At 60.7% G+C, this 25,487-nt stretch carries 25 protein-coding genes and 1 pseudogene; 12 read left to right on the top strand and 14 right to left on the bottom strand.

The genetic code is table 11. The annotated features are described in order from the left end of the window. Nucleotides 1-68 precede the first annotated feature (68 nt). Both gndA and BBAG_RS04660 read right to left on the bottom strand, forming a co-directional pair. Nucleotides 69-1,517 carry an NADP-dependent phosphogluconate dehydrogenase gene (gndA, locus tag BBAG_RS04655; protein WP_003826555.1) on the bottom strand — a complete coding sequence of 483 codons (1,449 nt, stop codon included), beginning with the start codon at nt 1,515-1,517 and terminating at the stop codon, nt 69-71. A gap of 86 nt (nt 1,518-1,603) precedes the next feature. Beyond that, entirely contained in the window at nt 1,604-2,221 is a 618-nt protein-coding gene (locus BBAG_RS04660; RefSeq protein WP_003826557.1) for a Type 1 glutamine amidotransferase-like domain-containing protein, read from the bottom strand. 391 nt (nt 2,222-2,612) lie between these two features. Between BBAG_RS04660 and BBAG_RS04665 the strand changes: the two genes are divergently transcribed. From BBAG_RS04665 to BBAG_RS04675, 3 genes are all read left to right on the top strand, one after another. Continuing rightward, nucleotides 2,613-3,407, top strand: coding sequence for an ABC transporter ATP-binding protein (locus BBAG_RS04665; RefSeq protein ID WP_003826560.1), 795 nt, complete (start codon nt 2,613-2,615; stop codon nt 3,405-3,407). After that, entirely contained in the window at nt 3,404-4,192 is a 789-nt protein-coding gene (locus BBAG_RS04670; RefSeq protein WP_003826561.1) for an ABC transporter permease, read from the top strand. Before BBAG_RS04665 ends, BBAG_RS04670 begins: the two co-directional genes overlap by 4 nt. 71 nt (nt 4,193-4,263) lie before the next feature. Then, nucleotides 4,264-4,974 carry an SDR family oxidoreductase gene (locus BBAG_RS04675; protein ID WP_003826563.1) on the top strand — a complete coding sequence of 237 codons (711 nt, stop codon included), beginning with the start codon at nt 4,264-4,266 and terminating at the stop codon, nt 4,972-4,974. Between the two features lie 57 nt (nt 4,975-5,031). Here the strand turns inward: BBAG_RS04675 and BBAG_RS04680 are convergent, their stop codons facing one another. From BBAG_RS04680 to BBAG_RS04715, 8 genes are all read right to left on the bottom strand, one after another. Next, on the bottom strand, nt 5,032-5,412 hold the full coding sequence (locus BBAG_RS04680) for an MmcQ/YjbR family DNA-binding protein (RefSeq protein ID WP_033508102.1): 381 nt from the start codon (nt 5,410-5,412) through the stop codon (nt 5,032-5,034). A gap of 195 nt (nt 5,413-5,607) precedes the next feature. Then, nucleotides 5,608-6,897, bottom strand: a complete 1,290-nt coding sequence (locus BBAG_RS04685) for a uracil-xanthine permease family protein (RefSeq protein ID WP_047750112.1) — start codon at nt 6,895-6,897, stop codon at nt 5,608-5,610. A 131-nt stretch (nt 6,898-7,028) separates the two neighbouring features. Further along, complete coding sequence (locus BBAG_RS04690) at nt 7,029-7,841, bottom strand: histidine phosphatase family protein (protein WP_003826569.1); 813 nt, start codon at nt 7,839-7,841, stop codon at nt 7,029-7,031. Nucleotides 7,842-8,018: 177 nt separating this feature from the next. After that, nucleotides 8,019-8,765, bottom strand: coding sequence for a helix-turn-helix domain-containing protein (locus tag BBAG_RS04695; RefSeq protein WP_033508100.1), 747 nt, complete (start codon nt 8,763-8,765; stop codon nt 8,019-8,021). 145 nt (nt 8,766-8,910) lie between these two features. Further along, entirely contained in the window at nt 8,911-9,117 is a 207-nt protein-coding gene (locus BBAG_RS04700; RefSeq protein ID WP_003826572.1) for a hypothetical protein, read from the bottom strand. Nucleotides 9,118-9,823: 706 nt separating this feature from the next. Further along, a complete protein-coding gene (locus tag BBAG_RS04705) occupies nt 9,824-10,663 on the bottom strand; it encodes a sulfite exporter TauE/SafE family protein (protein WP_003826576.1) in 840 nt (279 codons plus the stop codon). Nucleotides 10,664-10,782: 119 nt separating this feature from the next. Then, nucleotides 10,783-11,196 carry a (d)CMP kinase gene (locus tag BBAG_RS08740; protein WP_081443762.1) on the bottom strand — a complete coding sequence of 138 codons (414 nt, stop codon included), beginning with the start codon at nt 11,194-11,196 and terminating at the stop codon, nt 10,783-10,785. 13 nt (nt 11,197-11,209) lie between these two features. Next, entirely contained in the window at nt 11,210-11,587 is a 378-nt protein-coding gene (locus BBAG_RS04715; RefSeq protein WP_003826579.1) for a DUF362 domain-containing protein, read from the bottom strand. 114 nt (nt 11,588-11,701) lie between these two features. On the opposite strand from BBAG_RS04715, the gene BBAG_RS04720 reads away from it, so the two are divergent. Beyond that, entirely contained in the window at nt 11,702-13,042 is a 1,341-nt protein-coding gene (locus BBAG_RS04720; protein WP_003826580.1) for a Na+/H+ antiporter NhaC family protein, read from the top strand. A 79-nt stretch (nt 13,043-13,121) separates the two neighbouring features. Here the strand turns inward: BBAG_RS04720 and BBAG_RS04725 are convergent, their stop codons facing one another. Next, nucleotides 13,122-14,186, bottom strand: a complete 1,065-nt coding sequence (locus BBAG_RS04725) for a YeiH family protein (RefSeq protein ID WP_003826582.1) — start codon at nt 14,184-14,186, stop codon at nt 13,122-13,124. A 108-nt stretch (nt 14,187-14,294) separates the two neighbouring features. Here BBAG_RS04725 and BBAG_RS04730 point away from each other — a divergent pair, with 108 nt between their 5' ends. The 7 genes from BBAG_RS04730 (at nt 14,295) to BBAG_RS04760 (ending at nt 20,907) form a co-directional block, all read left to right on the top strand. Next, the gene (locus BBAG_RS04730; RefSeq protein WP_231855842.1) at nt 14,295-15,314 is read left to right on the top strand and encodes a LacI family DNA-binding transcriptional regulator; all 1,020 of its coding nucleotides are present in this window, start codon (nt 14,295-14,297) and stop codon (nt 15,312-15,314) included. 172 nt (nt 15,315-15,486) lie between these two features. After that, complete coding sequence (locus BBAG_RS04735) at nt 15,487-16,812, top strand: hypothetical protein (protein ID WP_003826586.1); 1,326 nt, start codon at nt 15,487-15,489, stop codon at nt 16,810-16,812. A gap of 122 nt (nt 16,813-16,934) precedes the next feature. Beyond that, a complete protein-coding gene (locus tag BBAG_RS04740; RefSeq protein ID WP_003826588.1) occupies nt 16,935-17,684 on the top strand; it encodes a sugar phosphate isomerase/epimerase family protein in 750 nt (249 codons plus the stop codon). A 49-nt stretch (nt 17,685-17,733) separates the two neighbouring features. Continuing rightward, nucleotides 17,734-18,705, top strand: coding sequence for a sugar kinase (locus BBAG_RS04745; RefSeq protein ID WP_003826590.1), 972 nt, complete (start codon nt 17,734-17,736; stop codon nt 18,703-18,705). Nucleotides 18,706-18,757: 52 nt separating this feature from the next. After that, nucleotides 18,758-19,378, top strand: coding sequence for an orotidine 5'-phosphate decarboxylase / HUMPS family protein (locus tag BBAG_RS04750; RefSeq protein WP_003826591.1), 621 nt, complete (start codon nt 18,758-18,760; stop codon nt 19,376-19,378). Continuing rightward, complete coding sequence (hxlB, locus tag BBAG_RS04755) at nt 19,375-19,926, top strand: 6-phospho-3-hexuloisomerase (RefSeq protein WP_003826593.1); 552 nt, start codon at nt 19,375-19,377, stop codon at nt 19,924-19,926. Before BBAG_RS04750 ends, hxlB begins: the two co-directional genes overlap by 4 nt. Before the next feature lie 114 nt (nt 19,927-20,040). Beyond that, nucleotides 20,041-20,907: an aldo/keto reductase gene (locus tag BBAG_RS04760; RefSeq protein WP_003826595.1), complete on the top strand. Its 867-nt coding sequence runs from the start codon at nt 20,041-20,043 to the stop codon at nt 20,905-20,907. 132 nt (nt 20,908-21,039) lie between these two features. On the opposite strand, the gene BBAG_RS04765 is transcribed toward BBAG_RS04760, so the two are convergent. From BBAG_RS04765 to BBAG_RS04780, 3 genes and pseudogenes are all read right to left on the bottom strand, one after another. Then, a complete protein-coding gene (locus tag BBAG_RS04765; RefSeq protein ID WP_003826597.1) occupies nt 21,040-23,265 on the bottom strand; it encodes a DEAD/DEAH box helicase in 2,226 nt (741 codons plus the stop codon). An 83-nt stretch (nt 23,266-23,348) separates the two neighbouring features. Next, a complete protein-coding gene (locus BBAG_RS04770) occupies nt 23,349-24,326 on the bottom strand; it encodes a DMT family transporter (protein WP_003826599.1) in 978 nt (325 codons plus the stop codon). A gap of 473 nt (nt 24,327-24,799) precedes the next feature. After that, nucleotides 24,800-25,336, bottom strand: a pseudogene (locus tag BBAG_RS04780) (nucleoside recognition domain-containing protein); the annotation flags it as partial. On the opposite strand from BBAG_RS04780, the gene BBAG_RS08580 reads away from it, so the two are divergent. Next, nucleotides 25,305-25,460, top strand: coding sequence for a hypothetical protein (locus BBAG_RS08580; protein WP_003826603.1), 156 nt, complete (start codon nt 25,305-25,307; stop codon nt 25,458-25,460). The pseudogene BBAG_RS04780 and the gene BBAG_RS08580 overlap by 32 nt on opposite strands. Nucleotides 25,461-25,487 lie beyond the last annotated feature (27 nt).

A 25,487-nucleotide genomic window follows, 5' to 3' on the forward strand; every position in this document is an offset into this window, starting at 1 on the left:
GGGCTTTGCAACACCAGATTGCAAAGCCCCTTATTCTACCGTTTTTTACTACGGGTTCAGGCCTTTGTTCAGGCCTCGATCTCCTCGCGGCCCGGCTCGGCCCACAGGGTGTGGAATGCGCCCGGCTGATCCACACGCTGGTAGGTGTGGGCGCCGAAGTAGTCACGCTGGCCCTGAATCAGGGCGGCGGGCAGACGCTTGGAACGCAGGCCGTCGAAGTACGAGAGCGACGAAGCGAACGCCGGAGTCGGCAGACCGTTAAGCGCTGCCTGGGCCACCACGTTGCGCCAAGACTTCTCGGCGGTTTCGATGGCGTTCTTGAAGTACGGGGCGAACAGCAGCGACACGTTGGCCTCACCGGATTCGAACGCTTCGGAGATGCGGTTAAGGAACTTCGCGCGGATGATGCAGCCGCCACGCCAGATGCGTGCCACGGCGGCCAGGTCGATATCCCAGCCGTATTCCTTGGCGGCGGTGGTGATCTCGTTGAAGCCCTGGGCGTAGGCGACGATCTTGGAAGCGTAAAGGGCCTGGCGGATGTCTTCGATGAAGGCCTTCTTCTCCTCGCTGTTCAGGTTCAGTTCGCCGTTCGGTCCGGCGAAGCCCTGCTTGGCGGCTTCCTCACGCAGATCTGCCTCGGAGGACAGGCCACGGGCGAACACGGCTTCGGCGATGCCGGTGACCGGTACGGCCAGGGACAGCGCGGTCTGCACGGTCCAGGTGCCGGTGCCCTTCATGCCGGCATGGTCCACAATCAGGTCGACCAGCGGCTTGCCGGTCTTCTTGTCGACCTGGTGCAGCACTTCGGCGGTGATCTCGATGAGGTAGGAGTCGAGTTCGGTCTTGTTCCACTCCTCGAACACGTCGCCGATCTCGGCCGGGGTCATGCCCAGGCCGCGGCGCATAAGATCGTAGCTTTCTGCGATGAGCTGCATGTCGGAGTATTCGATGCCGTTGTGCACCATCTTGACGAAGTGGCCGGCACCGTTCAAACCGATGTGGGCGACGCACGGCTCGCCTTCGGCCTTGGCCGCGATGGATTCGAAGATCGGCTTCAGCGTCTTCCAGGATTCCTCGGAACCGCCCGGCATCATGGACGGCCCGAGCAGGGCACCCTCCTCGCCGCCGGAGACGCCGCAGCCCACGAAGTGCAAGCCACGTGCGCTGATTTCCTTCTCACGGCGGATGGTGTCGGGGAAGTAGGCGTTGCCGGCATCGACGATGATGTCGCCCGGCTCCATCAGGTCGGCGAGCGCGTTGATCATGGCGTCGGTGGGTTCGCCTGCCTTGACCATGATGATGGCGGTGCGTGGCTTGACGAGGCTGTCTACGAATTCCTCAAGGGTTTTGGCCGGGTAGAATTCGCCTTCGGTGCCGTGCTCGTTCATGAGCTTTTCGGTGCGGGCGTAGGTGCGGTTGAATACGGCGACCTTGTTGCCGTGGTGTGCGAGATTGCGTGCGAGGCTACCGCCCATTGCGGCCAGGCCGACGACGCCGACGTTTGCTTCAGCTGACATGCGTTACCTTCCATTGAGAAGAGGCTTGGATCAAACGCTGTATAGTCTATAACCCTGCTTGCCCAGCGCTGCCGCGCGTCTCGCTTTCAGCGTTTGACGAGTTCGACGTGTGGGCCGTTGACGAGTACGGCCTGATCGTCGCAGATGGGCACCATGTGGTCGTCGCCGTTGCTGTGGCGCATGATTTCGGCCGCGGATTCGCCGAGGGCTGGGCCGTCGATGTGGGGCACGATGCTGAAGTCCACGAGTCCCAGGCCCGCGTAGTTGCTGTCGAGGTAGGGGGCGGGGTCTTCGCTGTCCATGCGTTTGATGTATTCGATGTTGGGCCCGGCCACCACGGCTCCGGCTGATTCGCCGATGTAGGTTTTGCCTTCCCGCACGGCTTGTGCGATGAGTTCGTCGGACGATGAGTAGCGCAGGGATTGGAGAAGATAGAAGGTGTTGCCGCCGGTTACGTAGATCATGCTGCTGGAGGCGATGGTGGTTTTGATGTCGTGGTAGGAGGCGACGGCCACGTCGATCTCCTGCACGTTGAGGCCGAGGGCGCGTAGCTTCCATTTGGCCATGCGGTTGAAGAAGCCGGTGGAGTCCTTCATGCTTGCAGTGGGGATGAAGGCGACCGTTCTGCCTTTGAGGTTGGGCTCGATGCGCCCGAGCAGGTGACTGACCGGCGCGAATGCGGATACCAGCATCAGCTTGCTCATGATCCCCTCCCCCTTGTGGTTTCTTTGTGTTTCTGCGGTTTCACCGCAGCGGTTTGCGCATAACCGCGTGATTTGTCTGAACGTTTTCACGGTAGCGGCTTCCCCTTACAGAACACTGGGCGTGTGGCTCTGGGCGGAATCAAAGCAAAGACAATGCGCATACGCCGTATCCTTAGCAAGTCCACCGGATGGCGAAGTTCTAGTACCTGAGTACCCCAAAAGAGCCATATCGTTTGTCGTGCGGCTGCTTATGAGTGCAGGTGACCGCACGACTACTCCGCAGTCGGTCGCCGTTGCTGGTCAGCGGCACCATACGAACCGGACAGGGCCTTACGAATAGAGTGAATTCCCCACCCATCTCCCCCCCACCCCAACGAGTAAGCTGGAACCCATGCAGTATGTGTTTGCGGCCTCCGGCATGACGTGCGAAGTCCCGGGGACCGATTCGTCCAGAACAATATTCAAGGGTCTGCGCTTCGCCATCGAACGCGGCGAGATCGTCGATCTGGTCGGCCCGTCCGGCTCGGGCAAGAGCAGTCTGCTCACCGCGTTCGCCCAGCTGAACCCGCACGCCCATGGTTCCATGGAGCTTGAAGGGCGCCCGGCAAGCGAGTTCACACCGCAGCAGTGGCGCAGCCAAGTGGCGTATCTGCCGCAGAAGGCGCTGCTCACCGGTTCCACCGTGGCCGAGGCGATTCGCCTGCCGTGGACCTTGCGTATCCGCAACACCACGGGCACCAGCCGCCCCTCGCGCCTGAGCCGCCTGTTTTCCCGCCAGTCCCCTGCCGCCCAGGCGAAGGCGCTGCTCCCCAGTGAACGCATTCGCGCAACGCTTGACAGCATCGGCTGTGAGGACATCGACTTGGATCGGGCCCCGCATGACCTGTCGGGCGGTCAGGCGGCACGCGTAAGTCTTGCGCGCACGCTGCTCACCGAGCCGAAGGTTCTGCTGGCCGACGAGGTGGATGCCGGGCTTGACGATGAGAATGCCGAGAAGGTCGCCGCCATCATGGCGCAATATGCGGATCGCGGCATGTCTATCGTCCGCATCAGGCATCGCCCGCCGGACGGGCGCGCCTCGCGGATTGTCGCATTGGATGGCGGCGTGCTTACCGAAACATACGCGAACAGCCGGAAGATCAGCCAGAGCAACAATCGGGAAGACGGCCAGGAGGCACGGGCATGAGCGGCAACTACTATTCCATCGACATCTGGGGGCTGCTCGTCGCGCTTGCCATGGTGGCCGTGGCGGCCGGCATTTCCAGCCTGATGCGCATGGGCATCGGACGCACGCTGCTATGGTCGGCCTGCCGCGCACTGCTGCAATTGTGCGCGATGGGCTTCATCATGGCCTTCGTCATCCGTTCAGGCAACCCGTGGTTCGTACTGCTGCTCATCGCATTCATGCTGATCGCGGCGGTGCAGATCACGCTTTCACGCGCCAAAGGCGTGCCGAAAGGGCTGGCCGGCCCGGTATTGCTGAGCCTGGTGCTCACCATGCTTATCATGATGTCTCTGGTCACCGAACTGGTGATTCGACCGCACCCCTGGTATGCACCGCAACTGGTGGTGCCGCTGACCGGCATGCTGTTGGGCAACACCGTCTCCGCTTTGGCCGTTGGGCTGAGCCGTTTCTTCGAAAGCATGCGCGAGCGCCGCGATGAGGTCGATACGCTGCTGGCTTTGGGTGCGACGGCGTGGGAGGCGGCTCGGCCGAGCGTCGTTTCGTCGATTCGTCTGGGTCTGATGCCGACCACTGCGTCGCTGGCTTCGGCGGGCATCGTCACGGTGCCAGGCATGATGGCCGGCCAGATCATTGCTGGCGGCGATCCGATCAATGCTGCGAAATACCAGTTCATGGTGTTAGCTGCGATTGCGGCGCTCACCCTGCTGGCCGATAGCGTCATCATGGTGCTGGCGTATCGGAAGTGCTTCACCTTACTCGACCAGTACCAGCCGGTTCCGGCGTGATGGCTATGATATATGCATGTCAATCGTTTTATGCGATATGCGTCGCAATCTAAAGAGCAAAGGAGCCTGCTATGACAACAGCCACTGGCAAGCGCATCGCCATCGTCACCGGAAGCGCCCTGGGGTTGGGCTATGAGCTGGCGCGCCAGCTTATCGAACGCGGCTGGCTCGTGGCCGGCATCGACTTCAACGCCGAACGTCAGAACGAGCTCGCCGAACGCTTCGGCGCGGACAGCTACCATGCGTTCGTCGGCGATGTTTCCGACGAGCGTTTCGTAAACGAATCCATTGCCGAGATCGCTAAGATCGGCCACATCGACCTACTCATCAACAATGCCGGCCAGCCTTCGTTCAAAGTGCCGACCGGCTACGTGGCGGCCGACGTGGACAAATGCCTGAAAGGGCTCAAGGGCATGATCCTGTGGAGCGTAGCCACGTTGAAGGTCTGCGATGAGCGGAATCTCAAAATCGCCAACGTGATGAGTACCGCCGCCACGCGCGGCAACGCCAACGAATCCGTGTACTGCGCGACCAAGTGGGGCGAAAAGGGCTACACGCAGAGTCTCAAGGCGGCCTACAAGGGCACGAGCGTGAAGGTGGTGGGCGTCTACCCCGGTGGCATCGACACCGACTTCTACCACGACAGCCACGATTACGTGTCGCTCGACAAGCAGCATTCCTTCATGAACCCGGCCGAGCTTGCCGAGGTGATTCTGTTCAACCTCGTCAATGAAGCGAATCTCACCGTCTCCGACATCCTCATCGAACGCAACTACCGGTAACGCGACAGCGCGTTCTTGAACCGGCAAGGCACAGTGAACCAGTCTGCGCGGCTCCCGCTACTTTGTGCGGGAGCCGCGCGTCTTCGACGCCGTCAACTGGTAGCTCATGTCAAGCAGCATCGCGATCATGCCATCCGCCACACTGCCGTCCAGCGCAACGGTGATCCAGGTGTCCTTGCTCATGTGATATGCGGGGAAGCAACCAGGCTCCTCACGCAGCGAGCCAATCAAAAACGGGTCGCATTTGACATTGAGCACGGCCAGCGGCTCTGCGCCTTGCAATCCCAGCCTGTTCCTTGGAACATCCATGATGAGAGCGAACCATTTCCGGTTATCGCCATGACGGAACACCGCATGAGTCGGATATCTGGCCCATGGGTAATCGGCGTCCACACCGAAGTTCTCCGCAATGAACGATTCCAATTCGCCGCGATTCACAGCTCCTCCCATCATCAAGGTACCAAAGCTGAATCATGATATCGCAATGCGGATATGGTCAGCTTGTGGAATCCGAAAACCCTATCAAAAGGATGACGCGCCTAATAACATATAGGCGTTCTTTCCATGATTCGAGGAAAGAACGCCTATCTACTGTGCAGTCACGCTATGGCTGCACACCAAGCATTGCCGATGCTACAGCACGTCCGGATCGTCCTTGGCGATGGTGCCGGTCGCCTTGCCGATGGCCTTGAGGCCGTGGTAGGCGACGAGCACCACGATGGTGCCGATGGCGATGCCGTTGAACGAAATGCCGTTGACGGCGAACGCGAACTGACCGATGGCGATGATCATGGTGATGGCGGCCACCATGATGTTGATCGGCTTGTCGAAGTTGACCTTGTTCTCCACCCAGATGCGGATACCGATCATGCCGATCATGCCGTAAAGCAAAGTGGTCACGCCGCCGAGCACGCCGGCGGGGATGGTGTTGATGATGGCGCCGAACTTCGGGCACAGCGACAGAATCAACGCAAAGCCGGCCGCGCACCAGTAGGCCGCGGTGGAATACACCTTGGTGGCCGCCATCACACCGATGTTCTCACCATAGGTGGTGGTGCCGGAGCCACCGCCGAAACCGGCGATGGTGGTGCCCAAGCCGTCGGCGAACAGAGCGGTGCCGATCTGGTCGTCATAATCACGTCCGGTCATCTGGGAGACGGACTTAACATGGCCCACGTTTTCAGCAACCAGCACCAGCACCACCGGGACGAACATCGGCAGAATGGAGAAGTCGACCTGCGGGGTGTGGAAATGAGGCAGACCAATCCAGGCAGCCTTGCCGATGGCGGAGAAATCGACCTGGCCGCGGCAGCATGCGTAGGCATAGCCGATGATCACACCAAGAAGAATGTTCAAGCGCCCCATCAGACCCTTGAACAGCACAGCCACCAGCAGCACGGCCACCAAGGTGACGATGGCGGTGTCGGGCGCGACCTTGAAGTTGTTCCACACGCTTGGAGCGAGGTTGAAGCCGATGATGGCCACGATGGCGCCGTTGACGACCGGTGGCATGATGATGTCGATCCACTTGGCACCCGCATAGTGCACGACAATGCCGATCAGAGCCAGCAGCAGGCCGGTGACCATGATGCCGAAGGACGCGACGGCGATGCCCTTATGCGCGGTGGTGACCGCGGTGATCGGGGCGATGAAGCCGAACGACGAACCCAGGTAGCTCGGCAGCACATTCCTGTTGATCAACAGGAACAGCGCCGTGGACATGGCGGTGAAGAACAGCGTGGTGGACGGGTCGAAGCCTGTCAGGATCGGCACCAGGAAGGTGGCACCGAACATGGCGATCACATGCTGTGCACCGATTTCGGCGGTACGCGGCCAAGTCAGGCGCTCATCGGGTTCTACGACCTCGCCCGGCAGCAGCGTCTTGCTGTCGCCATGCAGGTTCCATTGGAAAATATTACTCATCTTTTCTCTCAATCGAGGTTCAGGGCGCGGCTCTTGCCGTCCGCGCACTGAGCGTCCATTGTAATCAAGGCATCGTCAGAGCATTATTTTCCGGGTGTGCACCTCCTAATCCCGCGAGTCGTACCGCGATATCACAGGTGCGGGTCGACGGCGTGCACCACATCCACCAGGTCGCCGTTGGAAAGCAACGGACGCTTGAATTCACGCCACGGCTCCACCTGCATCTCCCACTTGCCGGCCTGCTCGTTGAACACCGGGCGAGCCGTCTGCTCCCAGCGGAAACGCTTGCATGTACGGCCGGTCTGCGGATCCCTGCGCGAATAGTGCAGGCATGTGCAGTTGGTGATCCGCCAGTCGGGCGAATCGGCGCGATGCATGAACTCCTCGTCGGACAGATCCTCCAACGTGAGCATCAGCGCAAGCATCAGATCGCCATGACTGACCATGACCACCGACTCCGCATCGGACTTACGGTTCAGCGAGGTGAGCAGGTTATGCACGCGGTTCTCCGCCACATCGGCGATGGACTCGCCGGCCGGCGGGCACCAGTACAACGGGTCGGTGTTCTTGAACAGCCAGTTGCGCTTGTAGCTGGTACGGAACTCCTCTTTGGTGATGGTGCTGATCTCACCCCACGAACGTTCGCGCAGCACGCGCGTCTCCTCCCACTTCGCCTTCGGCAAAGCCATGGTGGCAGCCGTCTCGCGCGTACGCACGTAAGGCGAGACGAGATAACGGTCGAACAGCTCCTGCTGCGCTACCAGCCAACGGCCGATGCAGTCGGCCTGCTTGCGCCCCGTGGCCGTAAGCCTCCACGACCGGTCCGGCACCGTCACGTTGTCTTGCGTATACAGCGAGTTATCGCCCTGCTCGCCGGCGCTGATAATCACATTCGCCTCGGACTCGCCATGGCGGATCACATACAGATCTAGTGGCATTCCCATATTCGATCGTTCCTTACCTCATACTTCGTGTTCGTCGTTGAATACCTTCTACCGTAGCCGATGATGCACGCAGACGACGGCATTGTTGCGCCAGAAGCGAAGAATTCGCAGGCAAGACACGCCACGTTCACCCACGCCACGTTCACCCACGCCACCCGCCAATCGGCCTATTCCTACCTATTCCGGCCAGATGCCGGCCTGCGCGTATTTCCTGCGGTACTCCCCCGGCGTCATGCCGCTGTGCTTCTTGAACACCTTGGTGAAATGGCTTTGGGAACGATAGGCCAGAATACGCGCGATCTCAGCGAACCCGTATTCCGAGTACTTGAGCATGTTCTCCGCGGCCTCCATGCGCTTGTCGGTAACGTATTGCGAGATGGTCGTGCCGGTTTCGCGGGCGAACAGTTCGGAAAGGTACGTAGGGTTCAAGTGCACATGCTCGGCGAGGATGGGCACGGTGATCTTCTCATGCAGATGGTAATGGATGTAATCCATGCATTCGTTGACGGCCTTGGAATGCGTCTCCAGCTTCTGCATGTCGGCCATGGCCCAGGTGAAGAAGGTCATCATGTCGGTGTGCAATCGGCGCACATCGTCGGGTGTCTTGCATTGTTCCAAATCCTGGATGTACAGGTCGGAGGCGTTGTAGGCATCCTCCTCGTCCATGCCGCCTTCGATGGCGAAGCGTGTGGCCAGCGTAATCGTGGTGACGAACCGGTATTTCACATTGAGCAGCGGATCATCCGACAGATGGCCATACAGTCCGGAATCCCACAGTCTGGTGCTTTCGTTGATCGCGTTGATGTCGCCGGAACGCATCATGTCGTATTGCTTCATCTCTTCGACATAGCGGTGATGACGCACCCTGTCTTCACGCGACAGAAAGTCAAGATACCCGAGTTTTGCCTCATTAACGACTGCCATATGCCAGACCTCCATCGTTGCGGTTTCGTCGGCATAACACGATGATTATACGCAGCCAGCCACGTCGTTTCGCCCAAAGCGAGTCGACGTGGCCGGCAGTCTCACGGCATGCTACCAAGCAAGGTGGCGAACCATGACGCGAGACTCAGTACATGCCATAGGACATCCTGCTGAGCGAAGCGGCGAGCCCGCCAAGAATCACCGCGAAGATCAGCACGATAGCCAGCAACGTGAGCAGCATCTGCACGATCATGGCAAGAATCCAGCCCCAGTGGGGGTCGCGCTTGGCGGTGGAATTGCCCTGCGCCACCACGACGGGCTGCCACATGGAGAACAGGCCCAGGCCGAGCATCTGCAGCGGCGTCTACGGCAAAACCTTCAACGGGTTCCTGACCGTTCTGCGGCGCGACGGCAGAACTTGGCATCCTCAGGATTGCCGAACCGGCAGTGTATACATTGCTTCATATTGCCCCCCTCAATATAGGTGGTCGGTCGAATCCATACGCCTATTGGCACGAGCCACAGAAGCCTCAGTCCTCCACGCGGCGCCTGTAGTGCAGACGGAAACGACATCATCCTGCCTACCTACTCCATGCCCCGTAACGCACAGGTGCGCCGCCACCATGCCACGTGGGGGCACGCCCAATTACAACGCGCCAGTCTACGGTCGTTCCCATTCCCCTGTTCTCGGGCAAAACGCAAAACACACAGCCGACCGCCCGATTTGATGATTTCTATGCATATGAATCCTGCCGGGAGAGCGAACAACCTGCGCTTTCGGCTTATAACCGTTAGCCATATGAGCAATATGGCTCGGTTTTTGCACCTTGCAAGAAGCTGTAGACGGAGAAATCCCCCTTTTGTGAGTTTCCGTAGGGGGTTTGCGCTTCCGTAGGTGGTTGTCCTCAGAACCGGCTTTGGAAACGGCTCGATATCAGGCCATTTCCAAACGGGTTATCGGCTCTCACCACCTACGGAAGTCAAAAACCACCTACGGAATGCGCCGGGCAGCGGAAAACACACAGGCATGCACAAGCGCTGCCCCAGTCGAGGAAATTCTAGAAATAGGTGCTCCATCCGAGCTTGACGGCAAGGATGATGCCAGTGAGCACGGCGGCCGCACGCATGATGTTTTCAGGGATATGCCGGGTGACCGGAGGCGCGATGGAACTGCCGATGATGCAGCCCAGGCACATGGCGATGGCGAACGGCCAGTAGACGGAACCTCGGATGATGAACATGATTGCGGCGGAGATGTTCGCGCCGAATCCCACCACGGTTTTCAGCGCGTTGATCTGATGGAACGGGCCGATCTTGCCCAGGTCGAGAATCGCAAGTGCCAATGTTCCGGCTGCCGCGCCGAAATAACCGGAGTAGATGCCGACGAAGCTCACGCCAACCCACAGCCACCAGGGGTCGTTGCGCAGGCTGCCGCCGGCGGTTCTGCTGGCGATCTGCTCTGCGCGCTTGCCTTGGTGCGATTGCGGCAACGCCTGTGCGACGGCGTCGCGTGCGGCGGCTTTCTTGCGCGGGTTGAGCGCAATGAGCAACGCGCTGAACAGGATGAGCGGCGGGACTGCGCATTCGAACACTTTTGCCGGCAGCTCCAAGAGCAGCAGCCCGCCGATGATGCCACCGACCAGGCCGATGCAGGCGTAGATGATCACGCGCTTGTGCTGGCCGGCGAGTTCCTTTCTGGCGGAGAGCAATCCACCGATGCCGGTGCCGCACACGCCCACGGTGTTCGTGGTGTTGGACAGCACCGGTGGGATGCCGAACGCCAGCAATGCCGGGTAGGAGATCAGCGACGAGGCTCCGACGGCGTATCCGACGAATCCCGCGCCGATTCCGGAGATAAGCACCAACAGCAAGGTGACGACGGACACTCCTGCGACCATGACCACTTCCCTCGATCCCGGAGCCGATATGACAACGGGAGCCAAGCTTAACGGCTTGACTCCCGGAATGTCGGACTTGTTCAGAACGTGGTTGCATCGCCATGCCCGAACGTCACAATTCAGCGTCCGCGCTTGGCGATCAGCGATTCGGTCCAATATGCGGCGAGCGGAATCAGCGCCCACTGCAGCGCGAGCCCCGGCAGGCCTGCGGCCAGATCACTCGTCCAAGTGGCGGCGATGGCGTTGGTCGAGCCGAAGGCGAACACGGCGATCGCCGTGGCTACGGTCAGCGCCACTCGACCAGCCAGCTGCGCGACAAGCACCTTGACCAATCCCGGCAACCTGACCGAACGCAGGAAGAAATCGTCCATGTGCAGCACATTGCCGCCGAACCGTTCGTTGAGGTTTCGGGCCAACGTGGTTTTGCCGGACGCGCATGGGCCGTCGATGGCGACGAACACATGCTCTTGTTCGGCAAGCAGCGTCTCGATGCGGCGCACGGCAGCCTCCATACCTACGGGTTTCGCAGTCATGGTGGCCTCCATGTCAGTCGAGCACGGTCAGCCGGTACGAGCGTGAACCGATGCCAAGCTCTTCGGCGTATTCGAGCGTGTGCTCACCGTGGCGTGAGGCGATGCGTTCGGTGACGGACGCGCCGTCGGGGGCGATATGGATGAGATCCACGCACGCCTGGTCGAGCGCCACCGGGTCGAGCGAGGACAGCACGCCGATGTCGTGCATGTCCGGCTCGGACGGGTTGGGGAGGCAATCGCAGTCCACGGACAGGCGGTTCATGACGTTCAGATACATCATCTTGCCATGCATGTGGTTGATCACCGCCTCGTCGGCTTCGGCCATCGATTCGAGGAAATCATCCTGCTCCGCGGTCACCCAATGGTCGCTCGCCACGCCGGCGGAATGCATACACCGTGTCTGGCCTGTGATTCGAAACAAAATGCTGAAGCGTTCGCCCTGCTACTGTGGGCAAAGCCATAGCCGTCGCATGCCCGACGGGGATCATCGAGAAGAGAGGCACCCATGCCAGAGATCATCACCATGGCGCTGTTCTGCGCGGCGCTTATCGGCTGCATCGCGACCGGCATCTCCATTATTCCGGCGCTGGTCGCCGGCCTGGCCATCTTCCTTGTTCATGGGCGGCTGACCGGGCACGCATGGGGCGCGATGATTCGCAAGGGCCTTGCCACTATGCGCGCGGCCAGCATCGTGGTGGTCACCTTCGTGCTGATCGGCCTGTTGACCACCCTGTGGCGCGCCGCGGGAACCGTACCGTTCATTGTGGCGAACACGACGTCGCTGATCCGTCCGCATGCGGTGATTCTGCTGACGTTCCTGCTCAACTGCCTCATGTCGCTGCTGACGGGTTCCTCGTTCGCCTCGGCTGCGACGATGGGTGTGATCACCATGACCTTGGGCACGTCGATGCAGGTCTCCCCCATGCTGCTTGGCGGCGCGATCCTGTCCGGCATCTATTTCGGAGACCGGTGCTCGCCCGTGTCCACCAGCGCCCAGCTGGTCAAAACGCTGACGCATACGAACATCTTCGAGAACATCCGACTCATGGTTCGCACCGCCGCCGTCCCCTTCGCGCTGACCTGCGCGGCGTATGCCGCCTTGGCGCTATGCACGCATCCTTCGGCGGGATCGTTGGATGTGCGCGGATTGTTCGGCAAGGCGTTCTGCCTGCATTGGACGACGGTTCTGCCTGCGGTGGTGCTGGTGGTGCTGGCCGTCGCGCGCGTGGATGTGCGCATCACCATGTGTGCCAGTATTCTTACCGCATTGCCGGTGTGCGTTCTCGTGCAGCATATGGATGTGGAGGCGCTGGCACGTGCGCTGGTGTTCGGTTTCCGCTGCGCGGACGAGCGGGTGGCGCCGCTTATCGATGGCGGTGGCATCGTCTCCATGGTCAAGGTGATGCTTATCGTGTGCATCTCCTCGTCGTATTCCGGCATCTTCCAGGAGACCGGTCTGTTGGATGGCGCGCACCGTATCGTTTCCGCGTTGGCGCGGCGTTGCAGCGCGTTCGGCGCGACGCTGGCGACGTCGTTGATCGCCAGCGCGGTCGCCTGCAATCAGACGCTGTCGATTATGCTGACCAGTCAGTTGTGCGCGAATGTCGAATCCGACCGGCAGTGCCGGGCCATCGATCTTGAGGACACCGCCGTAGTGGTGGCGCCGCTTATCCCCTGGTCGATTGCGGGCGCGGTGCCGCTTGCCTCGGTGGGGGCGCCGGAGGCGAGCCTGTTGTTCGCCTGTTTGCTGTATCTGCTGCCATTATGCCGGCTCGTCCGCGCCCTGTTGGAGCGCAGGCGCGGCGGCAAGACAGACGCCGCACAAGCCATGCCCGACGGCGAATAACATGGTGCCTTCCGCTGCCGATGGCGGAAGGCACCACATTATCGAAGTACCCGTATGGGCAAACCGCTGATGCCAAACGTTAGAAGAACAGCATGGCCATGCCGGCGGCGAAGCACATCAGCAGAATCGATGTGAGGAAGCTGGCGAGGAACGCCTTACGCCCCTTTTGCGCGATGGCAGCAAAATTCACTGTGATGCCGAGCGCGGCCATGGCCATGCCCAGCACAACATAGGCGATGTCCACCAGCTGAGGAGTGACGGACGCGATAAAGGGCACGAAGGTGCCGATGATGGACGCGCCGATGAAGCCGAGCATGAACCATGGGAAGGAAACCGTGCGTTTGCCGGAGGCCGGCACGGCGGAATGGTTCCTGTCCCACCAGATGGAGATGACGATGGCCGCGAACACAAGCATGAGCACGCGGGAGAGCTTCATGATGGTGGCGATGTCGACGGCGCCGAACGCGGCGCCTGCGGCCACGGCATGCGCGATCTCATGCAGGGACGCCCCCGCGGTGATGCCCAGCTGCGTGGAGGAAAGCCCCGTCAAGGGGCCGAGCACGATTTCCGCAAGCGCGAATATGGTGCCCATGATGGCGATGATGGCCACGGCCATGACCTCGTTGTCCGCTTTTTCGCTTTCCTGTTCCGGCGGGACCTTGATCGAGCCGGACAATCCCATGACGGCAGCGGCGCCGCAGATGCCGGTACCGCCCGACACGAGGATGGCGAGCTGCGGGTCGACACCGAGCCTGCGGGCGATGGCATAGCACACGACGATGGTAAGCGTCACCACGGCCACGGCAATCGGCAGGCATTTGATGCCTTGGGTGAACAGCACCTGCAGGTTGAGTTTGAATCCGAGCAGGATGATGCCCAGCCGCAATAGTTTGTTGGAGATGAGCCCGGCCGCGTCCTTGACCCCGGCCTTGCGGTCGGCCGAGTCGCCGACATACCAGCTTCGGACCGGGAACTGTGCCGCCATGCCGATCAGCAGGGCGATGATCAGGGCGCCGAACAGGCTGAGTACCGGAAGCTGTTTGAGCCAGGAGGCTACGCAGGAGGCGATCAGGGTCAGTACGCCGATGAACGCCATGTCTCTGGTGGCAATGCGTTGATACCACTTCTTGCAAAATTCTCTCATAGAAAGTCTAGTGTTCCGTCGCTGCAGGACAAACCGTAAGCGCCATGTCGCCCGCGGGCACGCTATTGTTGATGGAAGAACAACGAACGTACGATCCCGGGGGTGGGAGTGAACGCGAGCAAGATGAATCGAAAGCCCAGCATGGGGGACGTGGCCGAGGCCGTAGGTGTTTCCAAGACCACAATCTCACGGTATCTGCATGGCGAGTACGCCTACATGTCGTCGGAGACCAAAGCGAAGATAGAGCAGGTGATCCGCGAGCTCGGATACCGACCGAACAGGATGGCGCAGGGGCTTAAGGCCACCGTAAGCCACATGGTCGGCGTGAGCATCGCCGATGTGGGCAACCCGTTCAGCTCACTGCTCATCAAAGGCATGCAGGAGGAATGCCGGGCCCGCGACGTTCAGCTTCTTGTATGCGACGCCAACAATCGCCCCGAGCTGGAATGCGCCAACATCGAATCGCTGCTGGACGCACAGGTCGACGGTCTGATCGTCAACACCGTAGGCAACAACGACGCGTGGCTTGCGGACTTCCATGGCAGGAAGAACCGCAAACCCGTGGTCATGCTCGACCGCATCATGACTCCCCCGACGTATGACAGTGTGTCCAGCGATAATGCCGGAGCCGTGCGTTCGATGCTCGACCATCTCGCATCCCGTGGGTTCGACCATGTGGCGTTCGTCACCAAGCCAGGCGATGGCATCAGCACGCGTACCACGCGCCGTATCGCATTCGAGGAGTATATGGGCGCCCACAGCATGGACGGCGATGTGCTGGTGTACGATTCCGACGCGCATGACCTGGCGGATCGCATCAAGGAACTGTTGGACGCACACGGCGCCGAGAAGGTCTGCCTGTTCGCCAATAACGAGGAGAGCATGCGCGATGTGCTCGAGGCGACCTCCGCGCAGACGCGCGAGCGCATCGGCATCTGCGCGTTCGCCGACGAGCAGTGGGCCAAGTACAGCGGGTTCGGCATCACCTGCCTCGACCAGAATCCGGTGCTTATGGGGCGCACCGCCGCGCGGAAGCTGTTCTCCCGCGTCTACGACGGTGCGAAGAACCCGTGTTCGGTGGATGAGATTCCCACACGCCTGTGTGTGTTCGCATCAACCCAGATCTGATATTCATAGGACAAAATCCCTGAAACCGCTTTAGACACGCCGTAGTTAACCGGTACACATGTTGTAGTGTACCCTTGTTGTTAACCGATAAACGTAACCGGTAAACTAAATCGGTCAACATAACGACCGAGTACACTGAACTAACAACCATCACGGCTCAAGGAGGAGCATCATGATCATCTGGGTCATGGGCCTGCTGCTGATCGCCTCTTTCATCTGCTTCGTTATCTACGCGATGAAGGGCGGCAATCTCACCATCGGATTCTTCATCCTCACCATCGTCTGGACGCTGGTCTACTTCCTCGGCGTCCCGTTCGGCATAGGCAAACCCTTCAACGTCATCGAAGAGACCTTCGCCCAGCCGGCGCTCACCTACGGATCGACCATCATCCAGATCATCTGCGGCGCATGGTTCGGCCGTGTGCTCGTTGACACCGGCATCGCCGCCTCCATCTCCTACCGCACCGCCAAGGTCGGCGAGAAAAGCCCGGTGCTGGCCACCATCTGCACGGCCCTGGTCACCTGCCTCATCTTCACCAGCGCCTACGGCGTCGGCTCCGCCATCGCCATCGGCGTGATCCTCTTCCCCATCCTCGCCCGCCTCGGTGTACCCAAGCGCGTCGCAGTGCCGGTGTTCACGCTTTCCATCGGCGCCGCCATGTGGATCAACAGCGTGCTGTTCGTGCAGTTCGCAGCCTTCTACCAGGATTACAAGTCCCCCGACGGTCAGGTCATCGAATGGGGCGGCCACTATCTGCGCTTCGGCATCGCCGCGATGATCGTACAGATGATCGGCGTGATCGTCTTCATCCTCATCAACGCCAAGGCCATCAAGAACGGCAAGCCGTACGAAGTGGGCGACCCGGACGAACGCAACGTCGAAATCCCCCAGGTGCCCATCTGGACCTACCTGCTGCCGGTCGTACCGGTCGCGCTGAGCATCATCTTCCAATGGGATGCCGTGCCGGCACTGTTCCTGGCCTCCATCATCGCCTTCCTCGGCACCGGCCACATGAAGACCTACAAGGGATTCGTCAACATCCTCAACTCCACGGCAAAAACCGCCATCGGCGACATCGGCAGCCTCATCATCATGCTGCTCGTGCTGCGTTTCTTCCAGCACGCCGCCGTCACCGTGATGGCCGACTTCGGCCCGGCGCTGACCTCCGTGGTGCCCAACAACGAGATGATCCTCGCCATTGCAGTGTGCATCCTCGCCCCGCTGGCACTGTTCCGCGGCCCGCTCGAGCTCTATGGCGCAGGATCCGCAGTCATCAGCATCCTGATGGGCATGGGCGTGTTCAACGCCTGGTTCCTGTTCGCACTGCTCGTGGTACCGTCCATGACCTGCATCTCCAGCTGCGTGACCCAGTCGTGGAACATGTGGGCCGTCGAGTACAACGAGCTCGAGCCGAAGACGTTCCTCAAGAACGGCGTGCCGGTCTACTGGCTGTGCACCTTCCCCATCATGGGACTCGCCTCCCTGCTGCTGTTCTAGAAGCGTTCCGAACACCATGCCGGCCGGCCGGTCTCCTTCCCCGGCCTGCCGGCACCCCTACATCGCAATGCATCACGCAGGCAAACGCCACCCGTAACAACACCACTTGCAAAGGACCGAACATGACCACCATCGGCATCAACACCCTCGTATACATGGATGCGCTGCGCAACGGCACACCGCAATCCGAACTGCTCGCCACCATCGCCGCGCACGGCATCACCCTCGCGGAAATACGCCGGGAATACATCGCAGACGACGCCGAATACGACGCCATCGCCAACGCCGCCGCACAACAGCACATGACGCTGTTCTACTCAGTACCCGAATCGATCACCGTCAACGGCGAGCCCAACCCACAGTTCGAGCAATACCTCGACGAAGCGGCGCGCATGGGCGCACGCAACGTGAAATTCAACCAAGGCGACATCAAGGACGTGGACACCACCGTGCTGCAGCGCATCGACAACCAAGCCGCCGCACGCAACCTGACCTTGAGCATCGAAAACGACCAGACGCCGCACAACGGCACCTTCGCCTGCACCCAGGCATCGCTGGACCACATTACGACGAACGGATCCACCATCGGATACACCTTCGACCTGGGCAACTGGTACTGGCGCGATGAAAACGCACAGCAGGCGTTCAACCGACTCGTGGACTACATCACCGTGTTCCACCTGAAGAACGTCAACGGCTCACAAGACAAAAGCCAGCTCGCCACCACCATGCTTCAGGACGGTGTCATCGACTGGCAACCCATGCTCGACCGACTGTCCGCCAGCATCCCCGTCTTCCTCGAATTCCCCATCCCGGCAGAACAGGTCGCCGAACAAGTCGACATCGTACGCCACGCCATCGCACACTCCTAAAACACCATCAACCACAACAACCAACCGACCACAACCCTAAGGAACACCAATGTCAGAAGTCATGACCATCGGCGAACCGATGGTGAACCTCATCGCCGATTCCAACGAAACCTATCTCGAAGCCCGCACCCTGCCCAGGCAGATGGCCGGCGCCGAATTCAACGTGGCCATCGGAGTCAGCCGCCAAGGCCACACCGTCAGCTATGTGACCACGCTCGGCAAGGACTGGCAAGGTGACCTCATCCTCGAATACATGAACGGCATCGGCATCGACACCACGAACATCCGCCGCATGACCGGAGCCGCAACAGGCTACCAGCTCAAAGTACGCTCCAGCGACGGCGAGCCAAAAGTCATCTACTTCCGCTCAGGCTCCGCAGCCTCCCAGACCACGCCCGACATCGTAGACACCATCGACTTCGACGGCGTGAAAATCCTGCACGTCACCGGCATCTTCTCCGCGCTCGCCCCCAACACGTACGACACGGTAAGCAACCTGGTGGACGCGGCACGATCGCATGGCGTCACCGTGTTGTTCGACCCGAATCCGCGCCCGACCCTCTGGCCGGGCAAGGAAGCCATGATCGCCGCGACCAACAAGCTGGCGGCCAAATCCGACGTGTTCATGCCCGGACTTGAGGAGGGACGCCTGTTCTCCGGAGCCGTCGATCCGCACGATATCGCAAAGTTCTATCTCGACATGGGAGTCGGCAAGGTCATCATCAAGCTCGGCGATGAAGGCTCGGCGCTGTTCGAGCTGGACGGCAACGGTTCCGTGCAGAAGACCGTGGTCCCCAGCTTCACGGTCGACATGGTCGATACCGTAGGCGCCGGCGACGGTTTCGCCTCCGGTGTCATCACGGCATTGCTTGAGGGACTCGACACCAGGCATCTGCTCGAACGCGCCAACGCGGTGGGAGCCATCCAGGTCACCAGCGTCTCCGATTCGGAAGGCCTGCCGACCGCCGAGGAGCTTCGTGATTTCATCGCTTCCACACCGCGCAAGGAACTCTCCCTGTAGAGTCTGCGGCAACCGCGCCTAACAAGCCAATCAATCAGCAGAAAGGATCATCATGAAACTGCAAGTCGCCATCGACCGCGTGCCAGTGGAACAGGCGGTGCGCATCATACAGGCGATCGACGGCCAGGCCGACATCATCGAAATCGGCACGTCTCTGACCAAGGAGTTCGGGCTTCGCGCCCTCCGTCCTGTTCTTGAAGCGGCAGGCAACACCTCGGTGCTTGCCGATATCAAAACCTGCGACGAAGGCGCCTACGAGTTCGATCTGGGATTCGGTCTCGGATTCGACTACCTGACGGTCATGGGATCGGCCTCGATAGGCACGCTGGAGACATGCGCCAAGTCCACCGAAACACACGGCAGGGTAATGATGATCGACCTGCTGGAATGCGACGAGCAACGCATCGAACGCATCAGCGGCTTCCAGAACGCAATATACTGCCTGCACACCTCCGTGGATTCCGGTGCCACGGCCGATCCGGTCGCGCAGGTGCGCGCATTCAAGGCGCGATTCCCGCAGATTCGCCATATAGCGATCGCAGGGGGTATCAAGCAGCATCAACTCGCGGCTCTGGCGCAGGAGAACATCGACATCGTCATCATGGGTTCGGCCATCACCAAGGCCGACGACATCACAGCAGCATGCCAGGCATGCAGGAAGGAAATGCAATGAGCACCAACGAACGCATCCTCGACCAGATCGTCGAAGAAGTACAGGGCGTCATCGCCAAAATGGACGAGCACGACCTCGAACAGGCCATGCCGCTGATCACCAAGAACAGCCGCGTCTACGCGGCCGGCGAAGGGCGGTCCGGGTTCCAGGCGCGCAGCTTCGCCATGCGCATGATGCACATCGGCTACACGAGCTACATGATGGGTGAAACCATCTGCCCGTCCATGCATGAGGGCGACGTGCTGCTGGCCATCTCCGGATCCGGCAAGACCCGACGAACCGTGGAGGACGCCGAAGCCGCCAAAAAGCTCGGTGTGAAGGTCATTGCGGTGACCTCAAAGCCCGACTCTCCCCTAGCCGATGCCGCCGACGCCGTGATCGTGGTGCCGGGACGAGTAAAGGGCGAGACGGGCGGATCCATCCAGCTGTTGAGCTCGCTGTTCGACCAGTCCGTGCACATCGCATTGGACGCCCTGTGCCTGATGCTCTCCCGCCGCGACAACGTGTCGGATGCCGACGCGAACGCCAACCACGCCAACGTGGAGTGAGCCTCCCGCGAGCAGCACACGCATAACGAACCCGATGGGTGGTATGGCCGGTCATACGCCATGCCACCCATCTGCTATATCGACGGATGTAAGATTCCACACCAAAGGAACACTATGAGCAACGATTCCACCACCCCTTCCGCCGCGCCATTGCCGATCCGCACCGCTCATGATGGGCTTGCGCTTCCCGCCATGGGATTCGGCACCTACCAGGTACGCGGATTCGCCGGTGCGCAGGCCATCGCCTCGGCCCTGGAGAACGGTTACCGACTGCTCGACACCGCAGTGAACTATGAGAACGAGGGCACGGTCGGCAAAGCGATTCGCATGGCATCGGTGCCGCGTGACGACATCATCGTCACCTCGAAGCTGCCCGGACGCTTCCACCAATACGACAAGGCCCGCATCTGCATCGAGGAAAGCCTGTGCCGGCTCGGACTCGATTATCTCGACCTGTATCTGATCCACTGGCCCAACCCGTCCCAAGGCCTCTACGTCGAGGCATGGCAGGCTCTTGTCGACGCACAGCGTGACGGATTGATCAGGCATATCGGCGTCAGCAACTTCCTGCCCGGTCACATCGATATGCTGATTCGTGCCACCGCAGTGACCCCCAGCGTCAACCAGATCGAGCTGCACCCCTACTTCCAGCAGACCGAACAGCGCCGATACAACGCCGCACATGGCATCATCTCCCAGGCCTGGAGTCCGCTGGGCCGTGCCAATCAGATGCTGCGGGACGAGACGATCCAGCGCATAGCGCACAAGCATGGCGTGACCGAAGTGCAGACCGTGCTCCGCTGGCATCTGCAGATCGGAGATGTATCGATCCCGAAATCGCTGCACGCGCAACGTCAACGCGAGAACCTGAGCATCACCGGATTCGAACTGGACGAACAGGACATGCACGACATCGCGCTGATGGACAATCCCGAAGGCCGATGCAAAGCGCTGGACCCGCACTGGCACGAGGAAATGTAGCCCCAAGCCAATACCCGTTGAGGCCCGTTCCACAACCGTGAGCACATACTGCACACACGGTTGCGGAACGGGCCTCAACGCATTTTCGGCGACCCCGCAGCCGAGCCGCCACCTTACCGCCGTGGCACCGAATCAGCGGTGCGAATTACGGAACGGCGTGCGCTTCGACTTATTGTGCTTGCGGAAGCCCTGCGCGGAACGACGATTGTCGCCGCCGTTGCGCTTCTTATCGCTACGGCGCGGCTGATCGTAACGCGGCTGATCACGACGATTATCGTCATAACGCTGCCGTTCGCCGCCACGCTTGCCCTTCTTGCGCGACGGTTGATCGTCGTACTTCGCCTTCTTGGCGTTCATGCGGCGATCATAACGCTTGGCGTCCTCACCACGCAGGTCCTCGACCACGCGGATCGGCTTCTTATGCACACGCTTGCCGCCCTTACGCGGTTCCTCGACAACACGCCCGACCGCATCATAACGACCATTGCGATCGAAGGACTCCCCTCGGCCGCCACGATCCCTACGATCGGCACGCCCCTTGCGGTCATCACGATCCTGATAGCCGCCACGGCCCCTGCGATCGTTACGGCCATCGCGATCCTGCCAATCGTAACGGTCACGCTTAGTGCGCTTATGATGCTTGCCCTTCTTGCCGAAACCGCGATCATCCGACCATTCGTCATAACCGCCACGCGCACCATACTCGTCGTAGCCGTCGTAATCCCTGTAATCGGACTCATCGAAACGGTCGAAACGCCCGGTCTGCTCCTGCCTCTTCCTGCGCTTCGGAGCGTCGGAACGCCTGCCGCCGGCAGTCTCAGTCTCGCCGCCACGCTTATTGCGTCCCTTGCCCTTCTTCGGCAACGGCTTGGTCTTCTTCAGCGGGGAAAGCTCCCAGCCGTCGATCTTCTCCGCGCGCTCGCCCACCAGATCCAGCACCTCCGGGGACTTGGCCGTCACGGCAACGGGCTTGACCTTGATACCGGCCTTACGCAGCATGAACCTGGTTTCGCGGCGCTGCTCAGGCAACACAAGCGTAACCACGTCGCCCTGGTTGCCGGCACGCGCGGTACGGCCGGAACGATGCAGGAACGCCTTCGGATCCTCCGGCGGCTCGACCTGCACCACAAGCTCCACGCCACTGACGTCGATGCCGCGTGCAGCCACGTCGGTGGCGGCAAGCACGTTCACCTCGCCGGTTTCAAAGGCCGCGAGATTGCGGTCGCGCTGGTTCTGGTTGAGGTTGCCGTGCAACTGGGCGCACGGGATGCCCTGCTTGGTCAGGCTCTGGGAAAGCTTCTTCGCCTGGAACTTGGTGCGGGTGAACAGGATGCGCTTGCCTGCGCCGGAGGCCAGGGTGCGTACGATCTCGGGCTTGTCGCCCTTGGTGATCTCGAACACGTGATGCGTCATCTCATCGACCGGGCTGGTCGCGTCGTCAACGCTGTGCACCTTCGGATCGTGCAGGAAGCGTTCCACCACCTTGTCGACGCCATGATCGAGCGTCGCGGAGAACAGCATATGCTGCGCATCGGCCGGAATCTGGCCAAGCAGACGCTCCACGCCGGGCAGGAAGCCCATGTCGGCCATCTCATCGGCCTCATCGAGTACCACACATTCGACGCTGCTCAGCGTAAGCGCGTTCTGACGCAGCAGATCCTCCAAACGGCCCGGGCAGCCGACCACGATTTGCGCACCGGCCTTGAGCTCGGCGATCTGACGGGAATACTTCACGCCGCCATACACGGTGGTGGTAGTCATGCCATACGCCTGTGCAAGCGGCAACAGCACCTCGTCGATCTGCTTGGCGAGCTCACGGGTGGGGGCAAGCACCAGAGCGCGAGGACGCGGCAGATTGGTCGCAGCCTTGCCCCCTGCACTGCCGCGGCGATCGGCCTCACGCTCGATGGCGGCGATATCATGCTCGCTGGCACCCAGACGTGCCACCAGCGGAATGGAGAAAGCAAGTGTTTTGCCGGAACCAGTGCGTCCACGGCCAAGAATGTCGCGGCCCGCGAGAGAGTCGGGAAGAGTGTCCGCCTGGATGGGGAAAGCGGTACGTTTGCCGTCGCTGGCGAGTACATGCGCCAAAGCGCCCGGCACGCCAAGCTCGGTGAAAGTAGGTGCGGCATCGTTCACGATGCTCTGCTCGGAATATTCGGAAGAATTATCGATATTGGGCACAGTGGCCTTTCGTTCAGGTATTGCGCCGTTTGCGCAAACTACCCTACCGTACCCCATGGCGTCCACTTTCGGCACGCTGACGTATGTCGTGCCAGTAATCCAGTAAACGTGGCCGGATGCGAGCGCCGTCCGGTTTTGGCCGCGCCTATCGATTACCAATCGTAGCCGAGCCATGGCATCATCGGCTTGCCGACGCGCAGACCGGGCGGCACGGCTGACGTCCGAACCAACGAAATCATATACCGACTCATCGCACGCTACTTGGCTTTGCGCCGTGCCGGAAACTGCACTTCCGAAAGGAGTATCGCGCCGAAAATCACCGCGAACCCGCAGACGGACGGTACGGTGAGCCGTTCCCCGGTGAAGATCACGGCGATCACCATGGCGAAGATGCATTCGGTGCTCAAAATCACCGAGCCTTCAGTAGTCGGCAGATTCTGCACGGCAATGGTCTGGAAAATCTGCGCGATGATGGTCGAGCCAATCACCAGATAGGCAAGGCACAGCACCACATCCAAACGAAGCCACGAGGCCGAAGGCGAACCATCGAACAATGCGGCGCCGACACCGAAGAACACCGCGCACCAGGCGAATTCGGCCAGCATCAGCGCCACCGCATCGAATTTCCTGCCCATCATGCCCACGACCACCAGATTGATCGCATAGAACAACGCTCCGATGATCGTCAGCACATCGCCGGAACTCATGCCGATAAGATCCGACCCGCTTGTGCCGCTCAACGAGACCAGACCGATGCCGAACGCACACACGAGCGCCGCGGCAATATGCTGCATGTTGGGGCGTTTATGCGTCAGCGCCCAGATGACGAACGGCACCATCACGCAATACGTGTCGGTGAAGAAGCTGTTACGCCCGGGCGACGTGGTCTCCAGCCCCTTGAGCTGCAGCAGAAATCCCATCCAGTAGGTCAGGGCGAGCATGAGACCAGGCACGATATAGCGCTTAAGTCCGATCTTGCGCAAGTGCGGCAGGAACACCAACGCCATGAGAATAACCGATGCGGCCATACGGAAGAACATCATCCACTGGGTCGTCATAACACCCTGCACATGTTTGAGCATGGTGTACCCCGAACCCCATACGGCGGCATTGACGAGCATCATCAGACGGGCGATGGTTCTGGATACGCTTATGCCTTCATGCGTGGAATCATCCCGGCTTCGCACGTCGCCGTCACCCTGCGTCTGCCGTAATGCCTCGCCCATCTGTTCCATTCCTTTCCTCGATCTGCTCCCGCGACGAATACTGTAGCCGCAGCGCACACGTAACACGCGTATTCGCTTCGGCATGTTGTCTATCGGCATCGAGCATCGCTCGCGCTACCGTGTCGCGCAAACAACCTTGAAGGACGCCCACGGCCAACTATGCGTCGGCACGCGGCCGAAACGGGCACCCCGCACAAATCAGTGACGAAGGGTCGGGCTGGCATGTCGTTTCCCCACACGTCGAGCGGGACGTAAGATCCGCCACCTGCAGCAGGCCGCGTTCCTGCGCGCGTGAAATGGCCATGACGATGAAATCGACCGGCAGGTGACGTCGATCGGCAACCTGCCGTATGGACAATCCGGCTTCCATGTCGCAGGCCACGTCCATGACGATATCCCCCGACGAACCGCCACTCCGCTGCGCCTCAGGCCGCTTGTCGGTATGCCGCCAGTCTCTCGCGCCCAGACCATGCCAGGGCATGTCACCACATCAATCGCAACAGTGGGAAGGCTACAACGGCCAGCACGTATGCCACCACAAGGCTCAGGCACACCGATTGCGCGGCCACTTTCGTGCCGTATTGCCGTCGCAGTTCCGCCACCGTCGCCAGACACGGCGTGTACGCGAGCGTGAACAACAGGAATGCTATGGCCGCGGCTTTGCCATGCCCATGTGAGGATTGTTCGAACGAGGCGCGCAGTTTCTGGCCGAATGTCCCCTTGTCCGCATTCTGGCCGGATTCATCCGGTTCGCCCGCATGGTAGGACTGCGACATGGAGCCGATCGCCACCTCCTTGGCCACGAATCCCGTGATCAGCGCGGCGGAAGCATGCCAGTCGTCGAATCCGGCAGGCGCGAACACGGGGGCGACGGCATCGGCGAGCACACCATATGCGGAATCGTGCACATCGTCGACGTGCGCGAATCCGCCTGTGCCGGCGACCACGGGAATGCCTTGCAACAGCCACAGCGCCGTGATCGTCGAAATGATGATCACGCTGGCTCCACGGATGAAGCCCTACAGCCGCATCAAGGTCACCATCCGCATGACCTATGGCTTCCACCACGTCAGCAGCCTCATCGCGCTCGTCATGCTCCGCTGCGGCGGACTCGACATACACCTACCACAACCAAGAACCTAACCCACGAAAACAGCAGAAGCCCCTCAA

The organism is Bifidobacterium angulatum DSM 20098 = JCM 7096 (assembly GCF_001025155.1).
GTDB classification, from domain to species: Bacteria; Actinomycetota; Actinomycetes; order Actinomycetales; family Bifidobacteriaceae; genus Bifidobacterium; species Bifidobacterium angulatum.

Bases quoted from the DNA above. Each gene is read 5' to 3' on its own strand.
- BBAG_RS04695 (WP_033508100.1), bottom strand. From the start codon at position 8,765: ATGGCAGTCGTTAATGAGGCAAAACTCGGGTATCTTGACTTTCTGTCG.
- BBAG_RS04715 (WP_003826579.1), bottom strand. From the start codon at position 11,587: ATGCATTCCGCCGGCGTGGCGAGCGACCATTGGGTGACCGCGGAGCAG.
- BBAG_RS08740 (WP_081443762.1), bottom strand. From the start codon at position 11,196: ATGACTGCGAAACCCGTAGGTATGGAGGCTGCCGTGCGCCGCATCGAG.
- BBAG_RS08580 (WP_003826603.1), top strand. From the start codon at position 25,305: ATGATGATCACGCTGGCTCCACGGATGAAGCCCTACAGCCGCATCAAG.
- hxlB (WP_003826593.1), top strand. From the start codon at position 19,375: ATGAGCACCAACGAACGCATCCTCGACCAGATCGTCGAAGAAGTACAG.
- BBAG_RS04675 (WP_003826563.1), top strand. From the start codon at position 4,264: ATGACAACAGCCACTGGCAAGCGCATCGCCATCGTCACCGGAAGCGCC.
- BBAG_RS04720 (WP_003826580.1), top strand. From the start codon at position 11,702: ATGCCAGAGATCATCACCATGGCGCTGTTCTGCGCGGCGCTTATCGGC.
- BBAG_RS04660 (WP_003826557.1), bottom strand. From the start codon at position 2,221: ATGAGCAAGCTGATGCTGGTATCCGCATTCGCGCCGGTCAGTCACCTG.
- BBAG_RS04765 (WP_003826597.1), bottom strand. From the start codon at position 23,265: ATGGCTCGGCTACGATTGGTAATCGATAGGCGCGGCCAAAACCGGACG.
- BBAG_RS04745 (WP_003826590.1), top strand. From the start codon at position 17,734: ATGTCAGAAGTCATGACCATCGGCGAACCGATGGTGAACCTCATCGCC.
- BBAG_RS04670 (WP_003826561.1), top strand. From the start codon at position 3,404: ATGAGCGGCAACTACTATTCCATCGACATCTGGGGGCTGCTCGTCGCG.
- BBAG_RS04665 (WP_003826560.1), top strand. From the start codon at position 2,613: ATGCAGTATGTGTTTGCGGCCTCCGGCATGACGTGCGAAGTCCCGGGG.
- BBAG_RS04735 (WP_003826586.1), top strand. From the start codon at position 15,487: ATGATCATCTGGGTCATGGGCCTGCTGCTGATCGCCTCTTTCATCTGC.
- BBAG_RS04760 (WP_003826595.1), top strand. From the start codon at position 20,041: ATGAGCAACGATTCCACCACCCCTTCCGCCGCGCCATTGCCGATCCGC.
- BBAG_RS04705 (WP_003826576.1), bottom strand. From the start codon at position 10,663: ATGGTCGCAGGAGTGTCCGTCGTCACCTTGCTGTTGGTGCTTATCTCC.
- BBAG_RS04690 (WP_003826569.1), bottom strand. From the start codon at position 7,841: ATGGGAATGCCACTAGATCTGTATGTGATCCGCCATGGCGAGTCCGAG.
- BBAG_RS04725 (WP_003826582.1), bottom strand. From the start codon at position 14,186: ATGAGAGAATTTTGCAAGAAGTGGTATCAACGCATTGCCACCAGAGAC.
- gndA (WP_003826555.1), bottom strand. From the start codon at position 1,517: ATGTCAGCTGAAGCAAACGTCGGCGTCGTCGGCCTGGCCGCAATGGGC.
- BBAG_RS04700 (WP_003826572.1), bottom strand. From the start codon at position 9,117: ATGCTCGGCCTGGGCCTGTTCTCCATGTGGCAGCCCGTCGTGGTGGCG.
- BBAG_RS04740 (WP_003826588.1), top strand. From the start codon at position 16,935: ATGACCACCATCGGCATCAACACCCTCGTATACATGGATGCGCTGCGC.
- BBAG_RS04770 (WP_003826599.1), bottom strand. From the start codon at position 24,326: ATGGAACAGATGGGCGAGGCATTACGGCAGACGCAGGGTGACGGCGAC.
- BBAG_RS04750 (WP_003826591.1), top strand. From the start codon at position 18,758: ATGAAACTGCAAGTCGCCATCGACCGCGTGCCAGTGGAACAGGCGGTG.
- BBAG_RS04685 (WP_047750112.1), bottom strand. From the start codon at position 6,897: ATGAGTAATATTTTCCAATGGAACCTGCATGGCGACAGCAAGACGCTG.